Origin of the sequence: Oricola indica, from assembly GCF_019966595.1 — a bacterium.
In the GTDB taxonomy this organism is placed as follows: Bacteria; Pseudomonadota; Alphaproteobacteria; order Rhizobiales; family Rhizobiaceae; genus Oricola; species Oricola indica.
The window spans coordinates 72,001-92,364 of the sequence record NZ_JAINFJ010000001.1; the positions used below are offsets into that span (position 1 = coordinate 72,001).

The following is a 20,364-nucleotide window of genomic DNA, read 5'->3' on the forward strand; positions in this document are numbered from 1 at the left end:
TCATTAGCCTTGGTTCACGCCAATTGCTGCGCTGCAGCGGACTTTAACGAAGTCGCCACCGGTTGTGCGGCAGAGTGCCGGTCACAATTGGGGATTGTATGAATGGCCTTTCGGAGCCGCGCGTTTCTTTTATCCGTTTTCCTGTTCATCACCACCGGCTCGGCGGGCGCATCGGAACTCTCGATTTCGGAACTGGCGTCGCGGCTGGATTCGGTATGGATTCTGGTGGCCGCGGCCCTGGTGCTGCTGATGCAGATTGGCTTCCTGCTGCTGGAAGCCGGCGCGGTTCGCACCAAGAACGCAATCAACGTCGCCCAGAAAAACCTTCTCGACCTCGCATTCGCCGTCCTCGCATTCTTCTTCGTCGGCTTCATGATCGGATTCGGTCCGTCGCATCACGTGATCGGGATCGGCTTCGATACGAACATGCTGTTCCTTCGCAACATCACGCCACACGACGCGATTTTCTTCGTATTCCAGGTGATGTTCTGCGGCACCGCGGCGACGATCATCGCCGGCGCGGTGGCCGAACGCATGAAGCTGAGCGTCTACGTGGTCATCAGCTTCCTGACCGCGGCGATCATCTATCCTGTTTTCGTGCACTGGGCCTGGGGCACCGCGCGCGGCGCCGATACCGGGGCGTGGCTCGCCAATCTCGGCTTTGTCGATTTCGCCGGTTCGACGGTGGTTCACGGGACCGGCGCCTGGATCGCCCTGGCGGCGTGTCTCGTTCTCCGTCCGCGCGAGGGACGTTTCGACCCTCACGGCAATCCGGTCCGTTTCACCGGTCACAGCCCGGTGCTCTCCGCCGCCGGCACATTGATGCTCTTCGTCGGCTGGATCGGCTTCAACGGCGGCTCGACGCTAACCGCTTCGCCGGAAGTCGCCGGCATCGTGCTCAATACCATTCTTGCGGGCGCCGCCGGCGCTGGCGCCGCCTATGCATATTTCCACTATGTCGAGCGGGCAGCTTTCCCCGAACGCGCCACGAACGGCATGATCGGCGGTCTCGTGGCGATCACCGCCGGCTGCCACCTGCTGGATCCAATGTCGGCGGTCTTTGTCGGCCTTGCCGGCGGGTTGATCACCAGCCGGGCCAATATGTTGCTGGAAAATCGCTTCAAGGTGGACGACGCGGTCGGCGCGGTCGGCGCGCATGGATTTGCCGGGGTTTTCGGTACGCTTGCGTTGGCGCTTCTGGCGCCCGAAGCCGATTTGCCGGCGGCATCTCGCGGCGCGCAATTCCTCGTGCAGTTGCTCGGCATCGCGGTCAACTTCGCCTGGGCCTTCGGTATCGGGTTCGTCCTCGTGAAGCTCCTGAACAAACTCACCGCCGTCCGCGTCGATCGGAAAACGGAAATCCAGGGGCTGAACTACGGCGAACATGAAGCGCTGATCGGTACGGCCCATGTCGAGGAAGCGATGCGGTCGCTCGTCACCGGCGACGCCGATCTCTCCGTACGCCTGGAATCGCGCCATGGCGACGACGCCAAGGAACTTGCCGACGTCTTCAACGATCTGATGGACAATCTCCAGCAGGCCGAAAGCCGCCGCCAACAAGAAACCGAGATCCGCCGCTCCGAAGAGGAAGCGAACCGCATGGCGGCATTCGCCGACGCGACGTTCGAGGCGATCATTCTTGCAAGCGACCATCAGGTCATCGACGCCAATTCGGCCGCCACCAAGCTGTTCGGCCTCGCGGAAGGCGAATTGCGGGGGCGTTCGGTCAAGAGCCTGTTTCCCGCCATTGACTGGCCCGGCGCGCGCGCCCACCTCGAGGACGATACGGAGCGCCCCGCGGAAACAAACATTCGGCCGGTGGAAGGCGAAAAGGTTCCCGTCGAATTTCGCTGCCGCAATATCGATTACTCGGGCCGCCAGACCCAGGTCCTCGCATTCGCCGATCTGCGGGAACGCAAGAAGGCCGAGGCGCGCATCTATCATCTGGCCATGCACGATCCGCTGACCGATCTGCCGAACCGCGCGCATTTCAACCAGCGTCTGCGCCAGCTCATGGAACGCATCGCGATCGATGGCGGGGCGACGGCGCTGCTGCTGATCGATCTCGACCAGTTCAAGAACATCAACGACCTGCACGGCCATCCATCCGGCGATGCGGTCATCGTCGCGGTCGCCGAACGACTGCGCGCCGCGGCCGGACCGGGCGATTGCGTTGCAAGGCTCGGCGGCGACGAATTTGCCTTCGTGCAGGCAAGCATCGATTTCCCCAATCAGGCGGCGGACCTCGCGCACCGGCTGCTCCACGCGATCTCCGAACCGGTCCTGCTGCCGACCGGAGACACGATCCGGCCCGGCGCCAGCGTCGGCGTCGCGATAGCCCCGCGCGACGCAGAAGACGCCGAAGTGCTGTTCCAGCATTGCGACGTCAGCCTCTATGCCGCCAAGAACAACGGCCGCAACACCTATGCGGTCTACGAGCCCGGCATGGGCGAAGAGCTGCGCAACCGCCAGAAACTCGAGGAAGACCTCAAGATCGCGGTCGATGAGGAACAGTTCGAACTCCACTTCCAACCGCGCGTCGATATCGCAACCGGATCGATCGTCTCCTACGAGGCGCTGCTGCGCTGGGAGCACCCGGTCAAGGGGCGGATATCACCGGCGGATTTCATTCCAGTCGCAGAACAATCCAACATCATCGTCGGCCTCGGCGAATACGTCCTGAGAAAGGCATGCGAGACCGCAGCCGCCGAATTTGGCGAAGCCAATGTCAGCGTGAATGTCAGCCCGCGGCAGTTCCAGGGCAAGGGATTTTCCGACACGGTCCGCCGAGTCCTCGACGCGACGGGACTTGCAGCCTCGAAACTCGAACTGGAAGTCACCGAAGGTCTCTTCATCGACAATGCCGACCGCGCGGTAACCGTTCTGACGGAGCTGAAGGCAATGGGCGTTCTGATCGCGCTGGACGATTTCGGCTCCGGATATTCCTCGCTCAGCTACGTCAACCGATTCCCTTTCGACACGATCAAGATCGACCAGTCCTTCATTCGCGAGATGAACGAGGCGTCCAACGCGCTGCACATCATCGACACGATCATGCGGTTGTCGGCGGGGCTGGGCATGTCGGTCGTCGCCGAGGGCGTCGAGAAAATCGAACAGCTCGAGCGGCTGGTGGCGATGGGCTGCACGGAGATCCAGGGCTTTCTCGTCTCCTGCGCGATGCCGATTTCGGAATTGCCGCGCACGGTTCCCGAGAATGTCCTGCGGATCCTCGAGGCCCCCGCCTTCGAAAACGGAACCATGGCGGAATCGCTCGGCGAGATCGGCGCCCTCATGCGCGAAGCTGCCAAAACGACAAACACGGTCAAACGCCGGGCCTGACGGGCGTCTCCTGCAGTCGGGCGGCGCAGAAAATACAGCCGCCAAACCACGATGATTCACGTTTCGTGTATGCATCGCGCTCCTTTCGCTTGCCGATCGTCAATTCGGCGACAGGAGAGAAAAAGCTTGATAATCCGCGATAGATAAGGGAATCATCGGGTCTCTGGGAGGAGATACGAAACGGCCGAAGCGGCTATTTTGTATACTTCGTTACACGCGAAGATTATGGGAGGAGGCATGACGACATTCACATATCGTTTTCGGCCTCCGCTCACCGAGCCGGCCGCGCGCGGCGCAAAGCCGCCAAGGCACGAGCGCCAGATCATCGACGGCATGCTCTATGAAAAGGATGTCGCGGTAACGCTGCCGGATGGCGTGACGATCCATGTGGATGTCTTTCGGCCCGAAACGGGCATCGCCGCACCGTTGATCGCCTGGGGACCTTACGGCAAGCACGGCCACACGCGCTATTCCGTCAACTTCCCGAAGGCGGAAGTCCACGACCACCTGATTTCGGACTACACGGCCTTCGAGGCCCCCGATCCTGTCTACTGGATCCGGCACGGCTATGCGGTCATCAACCCGGACCCGCGCGGCACCTGGCATTCTGAAGGCCGGGCGACCTACCTCTCGCCCGAGGAGGCACGCGATTTTGCGGCGCTGATCGAATGGGCCGGCACACAGCCATGGTCGAACGGCAAGGTCGGCCTGTCCGGCGTTTCCTATCTGACCTCGTCGCAATGGCGTGTCGCAGAACTGAACCCGCCGCATCTTGCCGCGATCAATCCGTGGGAAGGCTGGAGCGACACCTATCGCGAAGTCGTGCGCCATGGCGGCATTCCGGAAACCTCGTTCTGGGACTATCTGCCCGGCCGCTGGGGGCATTCCGTCACCGAGATCGAGGACCTGAGGCTGGAAACAGCCGAACGCCCGTTGTTCGACGCCTATTGGGACAGCAAGCGCGCGAAGCTGGACCGTATCGAGGTTCCGGCTTTCGTCTGCGCGAGCTGGACCGACCAGGCGCTGCATACGCGCGGAACGCTGGAAGGCTTTCGGCGCATCTCCTCGGACCGTAAATGGCTCTACGTCCATGGCCGCAAGAAATGGGCCCATTACTACGAGCCGCGCTGCGTCGAGATGCAGCGCGCCTTCTTCGACCATTTCCTGCAGGGCAAGGAGACCGAAATCGCCGCCTGGCCACCGGTTCGCTACGAACTGCGTGAGAAATACTATCAGGGCGCCGAATTGCCGGCCCGGCAATGGCCTATCGAGGACACGCAATACAGGTCCCTCCATCTCGCCCCGGGCGCGCTTCAGAACGAACCCGGTGAGGATGCGACGGTCTCCTACGACCCGACCGCCGGCGAAAGCCTCGTCTTCGATCATCGCTTCGACGAACCGGTGGATCTGGTCGGCCATATGGCGCTGAGGCTCTGGGTCTCGGTTGACGCGGGCGACGACATGGACATTTTCGTTGCCATCCAGAAACTCGATGCCGATGGTAATGTCGTGCCCTTCGCCTATTACGCCCAGTTCGAGGACGGACCGGTCGCTCTCGGCTGGCTACGCGTCTCGCATCGCGAACTCGATCCGGACGAATCCGAACCGCACATGCCGGTCCTTGCCCATCGGCGCGAGCAGAAGCTGACTGTGGGCGAGATCGTACCGGTCGACATCGAGATCTGGCCTTCGGGTACGCATTTCGACGCAGGCGAAGGCCTGAGGCTCGTCGTCCAGGGAGCCGACATCTACGATTATCCCAAGCCGAGCGTCCATGCCCGGCACGAGGAAACGCTGAATACCGGCCGCCAGAATATCCACATGGGAAAGAGCCGGCCGTCCCGGCTCCTGATCCCGGTCATCAACCCGTCGCGTGATCTGGATAATTGACGCGACAAAGGCGTAAGCTAAGTTCTGAATTCGACATTCATGTCAGGGAGGAAAGCATGAAAAAGACAGTTACAGCCCTTCTCACGGCCGCCGCGACGCTGCTGTGCGGAGCGGCATTCGCCCAGGAAACCGTCAAGATCGGCGTTATCAACGCCTATTCCGGCCAGTTCGCCGATCCCGGCGCGCAGCTCGACGCGGGCATCACGCTCTACATGCAGCAGCATGGCGACACCGTTGCCGGCAAGAAGATCGAGATCATCCGCAAGGACGTCGGCGGCATCGCGCCCGACGTCGCCAAGCGTCTCGCCGAGGAACTCATCGTGCGCGACAAGGTGGACATCCTCGCCGGCGCCCTTCTGACGCCGAACGCGCTCGCCATGGGCGACGTCTCGGCCGAGGCCGAGAAGTTCATGGTCGTCATGAACGCGACCACCCCCGTGATCATCACCAAGTCGCCCTACATGATCCGGACCTCGGCGACCGCGAGCCAGATCAACGGCAATTTCGGCACCTGGATCGCCAATCAGGGCGTCAAGCAGGTCTACACGATGGTGACCGACTACGGCCCGGGCATCGGCTCAGGCACCGCCTTCGAGGAAGCCTTCAAGGCGGCAGGCGGCGAGATCGTCGGCCAGGACCGAACTCCGGTCGTCAATCCGGACTTCTCGCCCTTCGTTCAGCGCGTGGCCGAAGCCGATCCGGAAGCGCTCTATGTCTGGGTTCCGGGCGGAACGCAGCCGCCGGCCCTCGCCAAGGCGCTTGCCGAACGCGGCATCACGCCGGAAAACACCAAGATCTACGGCCAGGGCGAACTGACCGACGATGCCGCGCTTGAAGCGCTCGGCGAGACCGCGCTCGGCATCATCACGGCCTATCACTACAACGTCCACCGCGACGATGCGATGAACGACGAGTTCGTCGAAGCGTACCGCGCAGCCAATGATGGTCGCGATCCCGACATCTACTCCATCGGCGCTTATGACGGCATGGCCGCGATCTACAAGGCACTCGAGGCAACCGGTGGCGATGCATCCGGCGAGGCGCTGATCAACGCAGCCAAGGGTATGACCTGGGACAGCCCGCGCGGCCCGATCGGCATCGACGCGGAAACCGGCGACGTCGTGCAGACGATCTGGATCCGCGAAGTCCAGATGGTCGACGGCAAGCCGGCCAACGTCATCATCGACCAGGTCGAAAACGCCAAGTAATCAACACGACACCGGACCGGCGCGGTCTTTCCGCGCCGGTCATTTCCCGGAAAATTAGATGTCCACGCTGATCGCGGTCCTGTTTGACGGCTTTTCCTACGGAATGCTCCTGTTCCTTCTGTCCGTCGGACTGTCGGTGACACTCGGCCTGATGAACTTCACGAATCTCGCGCACGGCGCCTTCGCCATGCTTGGCGGATATGTGACCTATGCGCTGGTCGAAAGCGCCGGCTGGCCCTTTCTGGCAACCCTGCCCCTGGCTTTCCTCGCGACCGCACTCATCGCCGCCGTCTTCGAGGCGGTGCTGTTCCGGCGCATCTACAAATCGGGCGAACTCAACCAGGTCCTGCTGACGATCGGTGTCGTGTTCGCGTCCTACGCGGTCGCGGCATTCTTCTTCGGCACCGTCCATCACTCGGTCGACCTGCCGGACTATCTGAAGGGTTTCGTCGAGATCGGCGACCTGAAGCTGCCGGCCTATCGTATCTTTCTCGTCATCGTCGCACTCGCCGTGACTGCCGGACTGATCCTGTTTCTCGAATTCACGCGTTTCGGCGCGATGGTCCGCGCGGCCGTCGACAATGACAAGGTGGCCGGCGGACTGGGATTGAATATCAATGCGATTTTCGCGCTCACTTTCGCGCTTGGCAGCGGCCTCGCCGGTCTCGGCGGCGCGCTTGCCATCGACATCCTGTTCATCGATCCGAATTTCGGCTTCCACATACTGGTGCCGGTCCTGATCGTCGTGTCGATCGGCGGCCTCGGCTCGATCTGGGGCAGTTTTCTCGCCGCCGCAGCGCTGGGGATCTTCGACGTCGCCGGGAAGTTCCTGTTCCCGGACTTCGGCCCCTTCCTGATCTACCTGTTCATGGTCGTGATCCTGTTCTTCAGGCCGAACGGCTTTTTTGCGAGACGCTAGGCCATGGACCCGAAAAGCTGGATCAGGGCAAAAGCCCGCATCTCACCCTACGAGGCGATTTTCTGGATCGCGGCGGCAGTCATTCCTTTCGTTTTCTTCGAGAACTATCTGTCGCTGGCAGCTTCCGTTGCCGTCACCGCACTGTTCTGCATCTCGCTGGACATGATCCTCGGCTATGCCGGCATCATCTCGCTCGGCCACGCCGCCTTTTTCGGGATCGGCGCCTATACGGCGGGAATTCTCTCGGCGAGAGGTTGGGGCGAACCGATCTCGGGCCTCCTGCTGGCCGCAGCGGTCACGGCGGCTGTCGGCTACATCGTCAGCTTCATGATCGTACGCGTCCAGCATCTCGCGCTGCTGATGATCACGCTTGGCCTTTCCTTCCTGCTCGCCGAACTCGCGATCTCCTTCGACCAGTTCACCGGCGGCTCCGACGGCCTTCAGGGCATCGACACATGGAAGCTCCTCGGCATCTGGAAATTCTCGCTCTGGGGCCACACGGCCTATGCCTACGCGCTGGCGACGCTGTTCGTTTTGTTCCTCCTGGCGCGTCGCATCGTGCATTCGCCCTTCGGGCTGACGCTGGAAGCGATCCGCGAAAACCCGGTTCGCACGACCGCACTGGGCGCGCCGAACCACGCCCATTTGCGGAAGATCTTCACCATCGCCGCGGCTTTCGCAGGCGTGGCGGGTGCCCTGCTCGCACAGATTTCCGAGACCGTGTCGCCGGAGGCGCTCGGTTTCCAGCGATCCGCCGAGATCGCGGTCATGCTGATCCTTGGCGGCACCGGACGGCTTTACGGCGCGATCCTCGGCGCGATCATCTTCATGATCGCCCGTGACCAGATTTCCGGCTTCTACCTGCAATACTGGTACTTCTGGATCGGGTTGATCCTGATCCTGGTGGTCCTGTTCCTGCCGCGCGGCATTCTTGGCGGGCTGGAACGCCTCGCCCGGTTGGGGAGGCGCGCATGAACAGCCTCGAAACCCGCAACCTGAACAAGGCCTTCGGCAAGCTGGTGGTCGCCGACAACGTCTCGCTTGCCCTGCCGCAGGGCGCGCGCCATGCACTGATCGGCCCGAATGGCGCCGGCAAGACGACACTGATCAACCTCATCACCGGCGCGTTACGCCCGGATACGGGCAGCGTGCAATTGAACGGCGAGGACATCACGTCCTTGTTGCCGGATGCGCGCGTCAAGCGCGGGCTCGGACGCACCTTCCAGATCAACACGCTTTTTCCGCAACTGACGCCCCTCGAATCCGCGACCATGGCGATCTGCGAACGCGACGCGCTCTCGGGCCACTGGCTCTCGCCGCTGGCGAAACATGGTGCGGCCATCGACGAGGCCTACGACCTTCTCGGCCGAGTCGGGCTGGCGGACGCCGCGACCAAGCCGACCCGCGACCTCGCCTATGGCCAGCAGCGCCTGCTCGAAATCGCGCTGGCGCTGGCCTCCAGTCCGAAAGTGCTGCTGCTCGACGAACCGGCGGCCGGTGTTCCGAAATCCGAAAGCGCCGCCCTGTTCGAGGTGATCGCCGGCCTGCCTGAGGACATCTCGGTCCTGTTCATCGAGCACGACATGAATCTCGTCTTCTCCTTTGCCACCTCCATCACCGTACTCGTCCAGGGCGCGATCCTGACGGAAGGTCCGCCTGACCAGATCGCGCACGATCCGCAGGTCCGCGAAATCTATCTTGGAGGCGCGCATCATGGCTGAAGCGCTGCTTGAACTGCGCGACGTGCGCGCCGGATATGGCGACGCGGTGGTGCTCGACGGCGTGTCGTTTTCGGTCTCCGAAAATGCCGGCGTGGCGCTGCTCGGGCGCAATGGCGTCGGAAAGTCGACCCTGATCCAGACCGTCATGGGCTTCACCCAGTTCCTGTCCGGTTCGATCCTGTGGCGCGGTCGGGAGATCCAGACGGTCAAGCCGCATCTGCGTGCCCGCATGGGGCTCGGCTGGGTGCCGCAGGAACGCGACATCTTCCGCTCGCTGACGGTCGAGGAGAACCTGACGGTCGTCGCGCGCCCGGGCCCCTGGGACGTGAAGAAGGTCTACGACCTCTTCCCCCGCCTCAAGGAGCGTCGAGAGAACAAGGGCAACCAGCTTTCAGGCGGTGAGCAGCAGATGCTCGCCATCGGACGCACGCTGATGACCAATCCGGCCATGTTGCTTCTGGATGAGCCTCTGGAGGGCCTCGCACCGATCATCGTGGAGGAACTCGGCGATGCGATCGGGCGCATGGTGCGCGAAGCCGGCATGACGCTCATGCTGGTGGAACAGCACGCGGAAGTGACCCTCGGCATGACCGACGAGGCGATCATCCTGGAGCGTGGCCGGATCGTCCACCAGGCCGCCTCGAAAGACCTTCTCGCCGACCACGCAACGCTGGACCGGTATATCGGTCTCAATATCGGCGACTGACACGGAGATTTGGCTATGGATTCGAGAACGGTTGGCGCGTCGGGCCTCAAGGTTTCGACGGTCGGCATCGGCTGCAACAATTTCGGCGGACGGCTCGACGAGGCGGCATCGACGAAGGTCATCCACGCCGCGCTCGACAATGGGATCACCCTGTTCGACAATGCCGACGCCTATCCGCTGAACAATCACGGGCGTGCCGAGGAAATCCTCGGCCGCGCACTGGAGGGACGTCATGACGAGGCGGTCGTCGCCTCGAAATTCGGCTACGACCCGGGCACCGACGGCTCCCGGCACTGCATCATCCGCTCCGTGGAGGCGAGCCTCAAGCGTCTGCGCACCGACCATATCGATCTCTACCAGTTCCACCTGCCGAACCCCGACACGCCGCTCGAGGAGACGCTGCGCGCCCTCGACGATCTTATCCGCGCCGGCAAGGTGCGTTATGTCGGCTCGTCGCAGTTTGCGCCGTGGCAGATCGTCGAAGCCCAATTCGTTGCGCGGGAGCTCGGTGTCGAGCGTTTCATCTCGACGCAGGCCCAATACAGCCTTATCGAGCGCGACGTTGAAAAGGACCTTCTCCCCGTTTGCGAGAAATACGGCGTCGGCCTGTTGCCGTTCTTCCCGCTGGCAAGCGGCATCCTTTCGGGCAAATACGCCCCCGGAAAAGCCGTGCCGGATGGCACCCGGCTGTCCGGCGGATCGCGCCTGGCGGGCATCTTCCTCAACGACCGAAATCTCGAGATCGCCGGCAAACTCTCCACCGTTGCGGAAGAGTTGGGTGGCGAATTGATCGATCTCGCTTTCGCCTATCTGCTCGCATCCCCGGTGGTGCCCAGCGTGATCGCCGGCGCGAGTACGCCCGAACAGGTCGCGCGCAATGCCCGCGCCGCCGCATTCGAGCTTTCGGAAGACGGCCTCGCCGCCATCCGCGCCGCGCTGAGCTGACAGCAAAACGCCGGACTTCGGCCTTCGCGGCATTGCCATCACTCGTCAGTGCGATATGAGACGGGCCGAAGTGTTTATCAAATCAGGGACAAGAACATGGCAGACGGCCTATTTCCGCTGGGTGAAACAGACACGCCGTGGCGCAAGCTGACGGACAAGCATGTTTCGGTCGATACATTTCGCGGCGAGGAAGTCCTGGTGGTCGAACCTGAGGGCATGCGGCTCCTGTCGGAGGCCGCTTTCGCCGATATCAACCACCTGCTGCGCCCCGGCCACCTGAAGCAACTCGCCTCGATCCTCGATGATCCGGAAGCCACCGAAAACGACCGTTTCGTCGCTTACGACCTGCTGAAAAACGCCAATATCGCCGCGGGCGGCGTGCTGCCCATGTGTCAGGACACCGGCACCGCCATCGTCATGGGCAAGAAGGGTCGCCGCGTCTGGACCGACGGCACCGACAGCGATGCGCTGTCGAAAGGCGTGCTCGACGCCTACGAGAAAAAGAACCTGCGTTACTCGCAGCTCGCGCCGCTGTCGATGTTCGAGGAGAAGAACACCAAGAACAACCTGCCGGCACAGATCGATATCTACGAAGAAGGCGACGACGCCTACAAGTTCCTGTTCATCGCCAAGGGCGGCGGATCGGCCAACAAGACGTTCCTCTTCCAGGGTACGCCGTCGCTCCTGACGCATGACCGCATGGTCGAGTTCCTGAAGGAAAAGATCCTGACGCTCGGCACCGCCGCCTGCCCGCCCTACCACCTCGCCATCGTCATTGGCGGCACTTCGGCGGAGATGAACCTGAAGACGGTCAAGCTGGCCTCCACGCGTTATCTCGACACGCTGCCGACCGAAGGGTCGGAAGACGGTCACGCATTCCGCGATCTCGAAATGGAAGCGGAAATCCACAAGGCGACACAGGCGACCGGTGTCGGCGCGCAGTTCGGCGGCAAATATTTCTGCCACGACGTGCGCGTCATCCGCCTGCCCCGCCACGGCGCGTCCCTGCCGATCGGCATTGGCGTGTCATGCTCGGCGGACCGCCAGGCACTCGGCAAGATCACGAAGGACGGTATCTTCATCGAGCAGCTTGAGACCGACCCGTCGAAATACATGCCCGAGATCGACGAGGATGCGCTGTCGGCACATGTGGTGAAGATCGACCTGAACCAGCCGATGACTCAAATTCTGAGCGAATTGTCGAAACACCCTGTAAAGACTCGTCTTTCGCTGACCGGCTCGATCATCGTCGCGCGCGATCTCGCCCACTCGAAAATCCGCGCCCGCCTCGAAGCCGGCGAACCCATGCCGGACTATTTCAAGAACCACCCGATATACTATGCCGGCCCGGCCAAGACGCCGGAAGGCTATGCGTCCGGTTCCTTCGGGCCGACGACGGCCGGCCGCATGGACTCCTATGTGGACCAGTTCCAGTCCTTCGGCGGATCGATGGTTATGCTCGCCAAGGGCAACCGCTCGCGTCAAGTGCGCGACGCTTGCGAGCGTCATGGCGGCTTCTATCTCGGCTCGATCGGCGGCCCAGCCGCACGCCTCGCACAGGACTGCATCAGGAAGGTCGAGGTGGTGGAGTATCCGGAACTCGGCATGGAGGCGATCTGGAAAATCGAGGTCGAGAACTTCCCGGCCTTCATCGTCGTCGATGACAAGGGGAACGATTTCTTCAAGGAACTGAACCTCGGATAGATGTCTGGCCACTGCAGAGCCGTCTCACCGCCAATAATGTCGCGAGAAATTTCATGAAGACGCTCTTTTTGTCGATTATTTGCCTGCTCCTCGCGGGGTCTGTGGCGCAAGCGGAAACCACGGGTTGGCTGAGCGGTACGGATGCGTATCGCACATGGAAGAATGCCAAGGGCCCGGACATGACGCTGATGGCGATCCAGTGCCGTGACAGCGGCAAGAAAACCCTGAAGATACGCGATCTGGAGTTTCGGCTGACCATGAAGACGGGCGGCCAGAGGTATCGCTACCTGTGGGCCGTCGGATCCGATTTCAAGCCGACCCAACGCAAGGCGCTCAAGGAAGGCTACCGGCAGGTCAGCCTGTCGTCGTTCCGGCGCAAGTCCGGGCTTCTGGTCCAATGCGGCGTCTGGCACAAGAAATAGCCGGCAATGTCGCCTCGCGCCGCATAGATCGCATTCCGTTAATCTTTCCGAGAGAAGCGGCCGCCGCTGACGTTCACGTTACTTGACCCCTGCCGTATCACGGGCCAACCTTTTTCACTGGGGTACCCGGAATACAGGCAGGAGAGACCGAATGAGATCAGCCATTATCACGGGACTGGCCGCATTGGCCGTTGCGTTCGCCGGCATACCGGCCAAAGCCGACGTGCAATTGCACGAATTGCTGTTCAAGCCGAAAGCCGAACGCCAGCAGTATCTTCAGGAAAACCGCCCGACATCCTATCGGCGGTCGGACAAGTCACCCATCCGGCGCAAGATGATCAACTTCGACGGCTACGCCGTCGGCACGATCGTCATCGATACGTCGGACAGGCGGCTTTACCACGTCACCAAGCCCGGTCGCGCGATGGCCTATGGCGTCGGCGTCGGCCGCCAGGGTTTCACATGGACCGGCAAGAACCGGATCTCCCGCAAGGCCGAGTGGCCGGGCTGGACACCGCCGGCCTCGATGCGTGCCCGCGAAAAGGCCAAGGGGCGTATCCTGCCCGCCTACATGCCCGGCGGCCCCAACAATCCGCTCGGCGCGCGCGCGCTCTACATCGGATCCACGCTCTACCGCATCCACGGCACGAACCAGCCCTGGACCATCGGCCAGGCGATGTCGTCGGGCTGTATTCGCATGGCAAACGAAGACGTGAAACACCTTTACAATCGGGTCGGCGTCGGCACGCGTGTCGTGGTGCGGCGCTAGCCGCTACCACATGGTTTTCTCGGCGCGTCCGGCCCATTCCCGATCATAGGTATCGGCATCGAACGCGCCTTCGGACCGTTCTTTCAGGATGTCGCCCGCCGTCGGAATGTCGGCGGGATCGACATGGTGCTTCGGGTCCCACAGCTTTGCCCGCAACACCGCACGCCCGCACTGCGTGTAGATCTCGTTGACCGTCACGACGACCGCGGAGCGCGGCTGCTTGCCGGCCTTTTCGAAGCTTGCGAGAAGCTCCGGATCGGCGGTCACGATCGCCGTGCCGTTCATCCGGATCGTGGTATGCGAGCCGGGTATCAGGAAAAGAAGGCCGACGCGCGGATCGCGAACGATATTGCGCAGGCTGTCGATGCGATCGTTTCCCCGCCGGTCGGGGATGACCAGCGTCTTGTCATCGACAATGCGGAACAGACCGCCGAGTTCGCCGCGCGGCGAACAATCGAGTCCCTCCGGCCCGGCTGACGCGAGCGCGAAAAAGGGCGATGCCTCAAGGAAGCGCCGGTATTGCGGCGTGATCCTGTCGGAAACCTTCAGCAACGACGCTTCGCCCGGCACGCCGTAGAGGCTCTCCAGTTCCTCGATCGAGGTCACCGCGCGGTATGCGTTCATCTCGTCATTCCCTTTTCCTCGAGTTCCGCCAGATAGGCCGCCCAGAGCGCGTCCTTTTCGCGGCCGAGTCGCGCGAGATAGGACCACGTGTAGATGCCACTGTCATGACGGTCGTCGAAGACGATGCGAACCGCGTAGTTTCCGACCGGGACCATCTCGGAAATCGTCACGTCCTGCTTGCCGCCCACCGTGACGCGTTGCTCGGGCGAATGGCCCTGCACTTCCGCGGATGGCGACAGAACGCGCAGCATTTCCGCGTCCAGATCGAAACTTTCGCCTGAATTGAAAGTCACTTTCAGCGTCCTGCGGTCCCGTGAAACCCGCAATTCAGTCGGCCAAACCGTCGTATCCGGCATCGTGCCAATCCCGTTTCGTTCGTTGCTGATCTTGACGCGACCGGCTATGGCATCAACATACGTTGGAAACAACCGAAAGCGTGCCTGTTCCATGCGAGACGATATCGCCTTGCCGACCCTGCCGACGATGACCGACCCCTTCGGGCGTGACATCACCTATCTGCGTGTCTCTGTGACGGACAGGTGCGATTTCCGCTGCACCTATTGCATGTCGGAACACATGACCTTCCTGCCCAAGAAGGACCTCCTGACGCTGGAGGAACTGGACAGGCTGTGCACCGTGTTCATCGAGAAGGGCGTTCGCAGGCTGCGCCTGACCGGCGGCGAACCGCTGGTGCGCAAGAACATCATGCACCTTGTCGAGCAACTCGGCCGGCACCTGAAAACGGGCGCCCTCGAGGAACTGACGCTGACCACCAACGGCTCGCAACTCACGAAGCACGCGAAGGATCTCTATCGCCACGGCGTGCGCCGCATCAACGTGTCGATCGACACGCTCGATGCCGGCAAGTTCAAGCAGGTGACGCGCTGGGGCGACCTGTCCCGCGTTCTCGACGGGCTCAAGGCCGCACAGGATGCCGGCCTGAAAATCAAGCTCAACGCCGTCGCGCTGAAGGATTTCAACGACACCGAAATCCCCGACATGATCCGCTGGGCGCATGGCCAGGACATGGACATGACGGTGATCGAGACCATGCCGATGGGCGAGATCGAGGAGGATCGCACGGACCGCTATCTGCCGTTGTCCGAACTGCGCGCCGATCTTGCGCGTCAGTTCACGCTGACCGACATCCCCTACAAGACCGGCGGCCCGGCGCGTTATGTCGAAGTGGCTGAAACCGGTGGCCGTCTCGGCTTCATCACGCCGATGACGCACAATTTCTGCGAGAGCTGCAACCGCGTCCGGCTGACCTGTACGGGAACGCTCTACATGTGCCTCGGTCAGGACGATGCGGCGGATTTGCGCGAGCCGCTTCGCGCATCGGAAGGCAACGAACTCCTGTCGGATGCCATCGACAAGGCGATCGGGCGCAAGCCAAAGGGACATGATTTCGTTATCGACCGCGGCACGAAGCGCCCTGCTGTGTCTCGCCACATGAGCGTGACGGGCGGCTGAACCGTGAAACGCGCGGCGTGCATTGCAACGCTGTTCTCCACGCTCACGCTTTCCGCGCAGGCGGACTCCCTGACCTATGTGAACGACCGCTTCGGAACGCGGATCACCTTTCCGGTCGATGTCTTCGATGCAATCGACCCGCCGCCGGTCAATGGCGACGGACGGCGTTTCCGCTCCTCCGACGGTGCGGAACTGGCGGCCTACGGCCAGTTCAATGCGCTCGATCTGACGCCCCAATCGCTCATCGACCGGGAAAAAGAGAACGCGTCCGAACGCGGACGCACGATCACCTATTCGGCCTCCGGCGCGGACTGGGCAGTCGTTTCCGGCATCGAGAACGGCAATACGTTCTACGAGCGCCATGAATTCACCGACGGCGTCATCCACTCCATGGAAATGAAATATCCGCGGCTCGCCTCGGCGCTATACGACCAGTTGACCGGGCAGATCGCGAACACGCTGGACGGTCCGCAATGAGGATGCGGCGCATAGGCGCGGGCGCGACCTTGCTTGCCTGCCTCGCCGCGCCATCGCACGCGGATGGGACACTGCCGGAGTTGTCTCCTGAGGAATTGATCGAACTCGCGAAATCGACCTATCGGGGCGAGAGCTGCTGGTGGGAACGGGTCGAGGAAGATATCGGCGAAATCCGGTCGTGGGAAATCTCTTTCCGCTATGATTACGAGGAGGAGGACGGTCCGGACCGCGCCGTGCGGCTCTACCAGCTTCCCTGCTTTTACGGGGCCTACAATTTCAGCTCGATCTGGTTCATGGAGACCGAACTCGACGGGCTAGGCCCGGTGCATTTCGCAACGCCTGAACTCGATATCGACTATGCCGATGACGAGAGCGCCGTCGTCGAAAAGCTCACCGTCCTCGGGTTCACCGCGGTGTCGTCCCTGTTCAACGCCTGGTACGACGAGGACACGCAGACCATCTCCAGCTTCTCGAAATGGCGCGGGATCGCGGATGCCGCCTCCTCCGGGACATGGACATTCCATGACGGGCGGTTCGTGCTCACGGAGTATCAGGCCGATGCGAGTTATGATGGTGAAATCAATCCGGTGACTGTATACAAAGCGACGCGCCCCTGAGCGCGCCACGCCACTCTCATTCGCCGTCCGGACACTTTCATGGCCATCTCGACAAGCTTGCGCGCATCGTTGCTGATGGCCGCGTCCATGGCCGGCTTCACCTTCAACGACGCCCTGATCAAGTCGCTCGGCGGCGCCTATGGCGCCGGCCAGGTCATGTTGGTGCGCGGCGCGATCATGCTTCTGTTTCTGACGGTTTACATACGCGTGGCGCGCGTGCCGGTTCCACTCAAAAAGGCGATGACCCGTGCCATGGCTTTGCGGACCATAGGGGAGGCTCTGGGCACGGTCCTCTTCCTCTACGCCCTTTTCCACATGCCCTTCGCCAATGTCTCGGCAGTGCTGCAGGCCCTCCCGCTGGCGGTGACGCTCGGCGCGGCGCTCTTCTTGCGTGAACGGGTCGGCATCCGCCGGCTGTCGGCGATCGTCGTCGGCTTCCTCGGCGTCCTTCTGATCATCAGGCCCGGCATGGAAGGTTTCAACATCTACGCCCTCGCGGTTCTGGGCACGGTGCTGTTCGCCACAATCCGCGACCTTGCCACGCGCCGCCTGCCCGCGGGTGTTCCGTCGATTGTCTTCTCGCTCCTGACCACGGTCGCCGTGTCGACGATGGGCGCGGTCATGATGTTCGGCGGGGATGGCTGGCGGCCGATGTCGCTTTCGGCGGTCATGACCCTGGCGGGCTCCGCTACGTTCCTGTTCATGGGCTACCAGTGCATCATCCTTGCGATGCGGATCGGGGAAATCGCAACAGTCGCACCGTTCCGCTACACCGGTCTGCTCTGGGCCATCCTTCTCGGCATAGTTTTCTTCGGGGAAATTCCGGACGCACTGACGCTTCTCGGCGGTTCCATAATCGTCGCGAGCGGGCTTTATGCGCTTTATCGCGAGCGGGTGGTCTCGCGTCGTGCCGCATCCGCCAACATCTCGGCCGCCTCCCCGCCCCCGGCGCGCGGAACCTGATCCAGGCCGGCCACGGCGATTTCGCATATCTGCGCTTCCGACTTCGCATGCCTGAGGCCCGGAAATCCTCCTATTGAAGCACCATATGCGTGCTGCAGCGCAGCATGCGCTTGACGGGAAATACAAACAGCCGCGCAAAGCGGAGAAGAAGAGAACAGAAAATGTCCACGAAAAAGAACACGAAAACGCCGTTCGAACCGACCGAGTTCGAAACCATCATCGCTCGCGCACGCCGCGACCGCGATGCCCACATCCGAAACATGTTCGGCGCGATCTTCCGCCGCTGATCGTACTTGCCCCGCCCGTATCGGCGGGGACCGGTCCGGCCAGTTGCGCCGTGACGCGTTGTGCCGCTTGCGCTATGGATGGGCATCCTTCTACTGCCCTCATTCCGGCGAACCGGCTCCATGGTATCGAAAATCTCACGCGGCGGGGCGACACCCGAAGCCGCCTCGCCCGCCGATTCGGCCGCAATCGATGCGGCCAATTTGAAGGCCGTGATTTTCCTGTCGGTCTCGATGGCGCTGTTCGCCCTCGATGACATGTTCATCAAGCTGGCCTCGGCCGATATCGGCGTCGGCCAGATCCTGACCGTCCAGGCCCTACTGTCGATCCTCTATTTCGGCTATCTGGCCCGCCGGCGCGGGCATCGAATCTCGCGTGCGGCGTTGATCTCTCCGGCGATCGTCACGCGCCACATTGGCGACGCCACGGGCGCGGTCTGCTTCGTGATCGCGCTGTCCCTGATGCCGATCAGCAATGCCTCCGCCATCCTCCAGGCCGCCCCGCTTGCGGTCACGCTTGGCGCGGCCGTCTTCCTGCGCGAGGCCGTGGGCTGGCGGCGATGGACGGCGATCGGCGTCGGCTTTGCCGGCGTTCTCCTTGTCATCCGCCCCGGCATGGACGGCTTCAATTCCGCTTCGCTTTTCGCGGTCGCGGCCGTGATCGGATTGACCATGCGCGATCTGGGAACGCGTGCCGTGCCGCACTCGATTTCGACCGAGGTGGTCGCGCTTGTGGCAAGTGTTGTCATCCTCGTGGCGGCGATCGTGCTGCAAACGGTCATGTCGCCCTGGCGGATGATGTCATGGCCGGTCACGGGCCTCGTCCTGTCAGCATCGGTTTGCGGCATCTTCGGCATCCATCTCATCACCAGCGCGCTGCGCCTGGGAGAGGTTTCCCTGATCGCGCCGTTCCGATATGTCCGTATCGTGATGGCAATCGGGATCGGGATGGTTGTTTTCGGCGAGAGGCCGGATATGTATACAATCCTCGGTACAGGCCTGATCGTTTTAAGCGGCCTCTACACGCTCTACCGCGAACAATACTTAAAACATCGAAGAACGCGCATTTCATGAATCGCCATACACCCGCTCCTCCCGACATGCAGCATGATGAATGGACAGGACCGCGTCCCGCGCTGGTGACGCTGATCCTGCTCGCGGCGGTCAGCCCATTGGCGATCAACCTGTTCGTACCCTCGATGCCGAGCATCGCCGCGGATCTGGGCGCGCCATATGCGACCGTCCAGCTCGGTCTTTCGCTCTATCTGATCATGATGGCGATGCTGCAACTGGTGATCGGCCCGCTTTCGGACATTTATGGCCGACGACCGGTGATCTATGCCGGTCTCGTCCTGTTCCTGATCGGAACGGCGCTTTGCGTGTTTTCGCAGTCGGCCACGGTGTTTCTCGCAGGCCGGGTCATCCAGTCGGCGAGCGTCACCGGAATGGTGCTCTCGCGGGCGATCGTGAGGGATGTCTATCCGCGCGAAAAGGCGGCGAGCGCGATGGGCTACATGGTCATGGGCATGGCCGTCGCACCGATGATCGGACCCGCAATCGGCGGCCAGATCGACGAATTGTTCGGCTGGCGCATGTCTTTCGTCGCGCTCGGCCTTTTCGGCGCCGCCGCGATAATCGCCGGCATGATCTCGCTGCCCGAGACGAACCGCTATCGCGGCACGTCGCTGCGCGCGCAAGTCGAGAGCTATCGCAAGCTTGGACGCCTTCCGGCCTTTTGGCTCTACGCTCTCTCCGCAGGTTTTACATCGGCGTCATTCTTCGCATTTCTCGGCGGCGGCCCGGCCGTGTCCAGCGTCTATCTCGGCCTCAGTCCCTCGGATTACGGCCTCTATTTCGCGTTTTGCGCATTGGGCTATTCCATCGGCAATTTCCTGACCGGCCGCTATTCCGAGCGGCACGGCCTCGAACGGATGATGGTCGAAGGCGTGGTCGTGTCTCTCGCTGGCCCGTTGATCACGATCATCCTGTTTTCCGTCGGAATCGAGCATCCCGTCGCCTTTTTCCTGCCGTTGGCCCTCGTCGGGTTCGGCAACGGCATGACGCTGCCGAATGCGACCGCGGCTGCAATCAGCCTGCAGCCGGAATCGGCCGGAGCGGCTTCCGGACTGCTCGGCGCATTGCAGATCGGCGTCGGCGCGGTCGCGTCCGTCATCGCCGGGATCATCGTGGGAACCGACGCGCAGCCGATACCGCTCTGCCTGTTCCTGCTGGCCTGCGGGTTCCTCGCAATCGTCCTTACGCTGGCCGCCGTGCGCAGCAATCCACGCGGCTGATCCAGGCCG

Annotated in this window: 20 protein-coding genes; 18 read left to right on the top strand and 2 right to left on the bottom strand. The window is 62.4% G+C overall.

The features are described from left to right. Positions 1-102 precede the first annotated feature (102 nt). The 11 genes from amt to LC343_RS00385 all read left to right on the top strand — a co-directional run bounded on the left by amt (position 103) and on the right by LC343_RS00385 (position 13,623). Complete coding sequence (amt, locus tag LC343_RS00335) at positions 103-3,339, top strand: ammonium transporter (protein ID WP_223475097.1); 3,237 nt, start codon at positions 103-105, stop codon at positions 3,337-3,339. A 237-nt stretch (positions 3,340-3,576) separates the two neighbouring features. After that, the gene (locus LC343_RS00340; RefSeq protein ID WP_223475098.1) at positions 3,577-5,229 is read left to right on the top strand and encodes a CocE/NonD family hydrolase; all 1,653 of its coding nucleotides are present in this window, start codon (positions 3,577-3,579) and stop codon (positions 5,227-5,229) included. A gap of 56 nt (positions 5,230-5,285) precedes the next feature. Then, positions 5,286-6,437 carry an ABC transporter substrate-binding protein gene (locus LC343_RS00345; protein ID WP_223475099.1) on the top strand — a complete coding sequence of 384 codons (1,152 nt, stop codon included), beginning with the start codon at positions 5,286-5,288 and terminating at the stop codon, positions 6,435-6,437. A 58-nt stretch (positions 6,438-6,495) separates the two neighbouring features. Further along, positions 6,496-7,356, top strand: coding sequence for a branched-chain amino acid ABC transporter permease (locus tag LC343_RS00350; protein ID WP_223475100.1), 861 nt, complete (start codon positions 6,496-6,498; stop codon positions 7,354-7,356). Positions 7,357-7,359: 3 nt separating this feature from the next. Then, positions 7,360-8,331, top strand: a complete 972-nt coding sequence (locus LC343_RS00355; RefSeq protein WP_223475101.1) for a branched-chain amino acid ABC transporter permease — start codon at positions 7,360-7,362, stop codon at positions 8,329-8,331. Beyond that, entirely contained in the window at positions 8,328-9,077 is a 750-nt protein-coding gene (locus LC343_RS00360) for an ABC transporter ATP-binding protein (RefSeq protein ID WP_223475102.1), read from the top strand. The genes LC343_RS00355 and LC343_RS00360 overlap by 4 nt, the downstream gene beginning before the upstream one ends. Continuing rightward, entirely contained in the window at positions 9,070-9,783 is a 714-nt protein-coding gene (locus LC343_RS00365; RefSeq protein ID WP_223475103.1) for an ABC transporter ATP-binding protein, read from the top strand. Before LC343_RS00360 ends, LC343_RS00365 begins: the two co-directional genes overlap by 8 nt. Before the next feature lie 15 nt (positions 9,784-9,798). Next, a complete protein-coding gene (locus tag LC343_RS00370; RefSeq protein ID WP_223475104.1) occupies positions 9,799-10,728 on the top strand; it encodes an aldo/keto reductase in 930 nt (309 codons plus the stop codon). A 96-nt stretch (positions 10,729-10,824) separates the two neighbouring features. Continuing rightward, positions 10,825-12,432 (top strand): fumarate hydratase, encoded by a 1,608-nt coding sequence (locus tag LC343_RS00375; protein ID WP_223475105.1) that lies wholly within the window; start codon positions 10,825-10,827, stop codon positions 12,430-12,432. Positions 12,433-12,485: 53 nt separating this feature from the next. Continuing rightward, a complete protein-coding gene (locus LC343_RS00380; RefSeq protein WP_223475106.1) occupies positions 12,486-12,854 on the top strand; it encodes a hypothetical protein in 369 nt (122 codons plus the stop codon). Between the two features lie 151 nt (positions 12,855-13,005). After that, entirely contained in the window at positions 13,006-13,623 is a 618-nt protein-coding gene (locus tag LC343_RS00385; protein ID WP_223475107.1) for a L,D-transpeptidase, read from the top strand. 3 nt (positions 13,624-13,626) lie between these two features. Here the strand turns inward: LC343_RS00385 and LC343_RS00390 are convergent, their stop codons facing one another. Together LC343_RS00390 and LC343_RS00395 are read right to left on the bottom strand one after the other, a co-directional pair. After that, positions 13,627-14,247 carry a pyridoxamine 5'-phosphate oxidase family protein gene (locus LC343_RS00390; protein ID WP_223475108.1) on the bottom strand — a complete coding sequence of 207 codons (621 nt, stop codon included), beginning with the start codon at positions 14,245-14,247 and terminating at the stop codon, positions 13,627-13,629. Next, positions 14,244-14,603: a gamma-butyrobetaine hydroxylase family protein gene (locus tag LC343_RS00395; protein ID WP_223475109.1), complete on the bottom strand. Its 360-nt coding sequence runs from the start codon at positions 14,601-14,603 to the stop codon at positions 14,244-14,246. Before LC343_RS00395 ends, LC343_RS00390 begins: the two co-directional genes overlap by 4 nt. 91 nt (positions 14,604-14,694) lie before the next feature. Here LC343_RS00395 and moaA point away from each other — a divergent pair, with 91 nt between their 5' ends. The 7 genes from moaA (at position 14,695) to LC343_RS00425 (ending at position 20,355) form a co-directional block, all read left to right on the top strand. Beyond that, positions 14,695-15,720 (top strand): GTP 3',8-cyclase MoaA, encoded by a 1,026-nt coding sequence (moaA, locus tag LC343_RS00400; protein ID WP_223475110.1) that lies wholly within the window; start codon positions 14,695-14,697, stop codon positions 15,718-15,720. 3 nt (positions 15,721-15,723) lie between these two features. Continuing rightward, positions 15,724-16,197: a hypothetical protein gene (locus LC343_RS00405; protein ID WP_223475111.1), complete on the top strand. Its 474-nt coding sequence runs from the start codon at positions 15,724-15,726 to the stop codon at positions 16,195-16,197. Then, on the top strand, positions 16,194-16,814 hold the full coding sequence (locus LC343_RS00410) for a DUF1176 domain-containing protein (protein WP_223475112.1): 621 nt from the start codon (positions 16,194-16,196) through the stop codon (positions 16,812-16,814). The genes LC343_RS00405 and LC343_RS00410 overlap by 4 nt, the downstream gene beginning before the upstream one ends. A 39-nt stretch (positions 16,815-16,853) precedes the next feature. Continuing rightward, positions 16,854-17,777, top strand: a complete 924-nt coding sequence (locus LC343_RS00415; protein ID WP_223475113.1) for a DMT family transporter — start codon at positions 16,854-16,856, stop codon at positions 17,775-17,777. Between the two features lie 161 nt (positions 17,778-17,938). Further along, complete coding sequence (locus LC343_RS25070) at positions 17,939-18,064, top strand: hypothetical protein (RefSeq protein ID WP_274384715.1); 126 nt, start codon at positions 17,939-17,941, stop codon at positions 18,062-18,064. Between the two features lie 120 nt (positions 18,065-18,184). Continuing rightward, positions 18,185-19,135 carry a DMT family transporter gene (locus tag LC343_RS00420; protein ID WP_223475114.1) on the top strand — a complete coding sequence of 317 codons (951 nt, stop codon included), beginning with the start codon at positions 18,185-18,187 and terminating at the stop codon, positions 19,133-19,135. Further along, positions 19,132-20,355 (top strand): multidrug effflux MFS transporter, encoded by a 1,224-nt coding sequence (locus tag LC343_RS00425; RefSeq protein WP_223475115.1) that lies wholly within the window; start codon positions 19,132-19,134, stop codon positions 20,353-20,355. The genes LC343_RS00420 and LC343_RS00425 overlap by 4 nt, the downstream gene beginning before the upstream one ends. Positions 20,356-20,364: the final 9 nt, after the last annotated feature.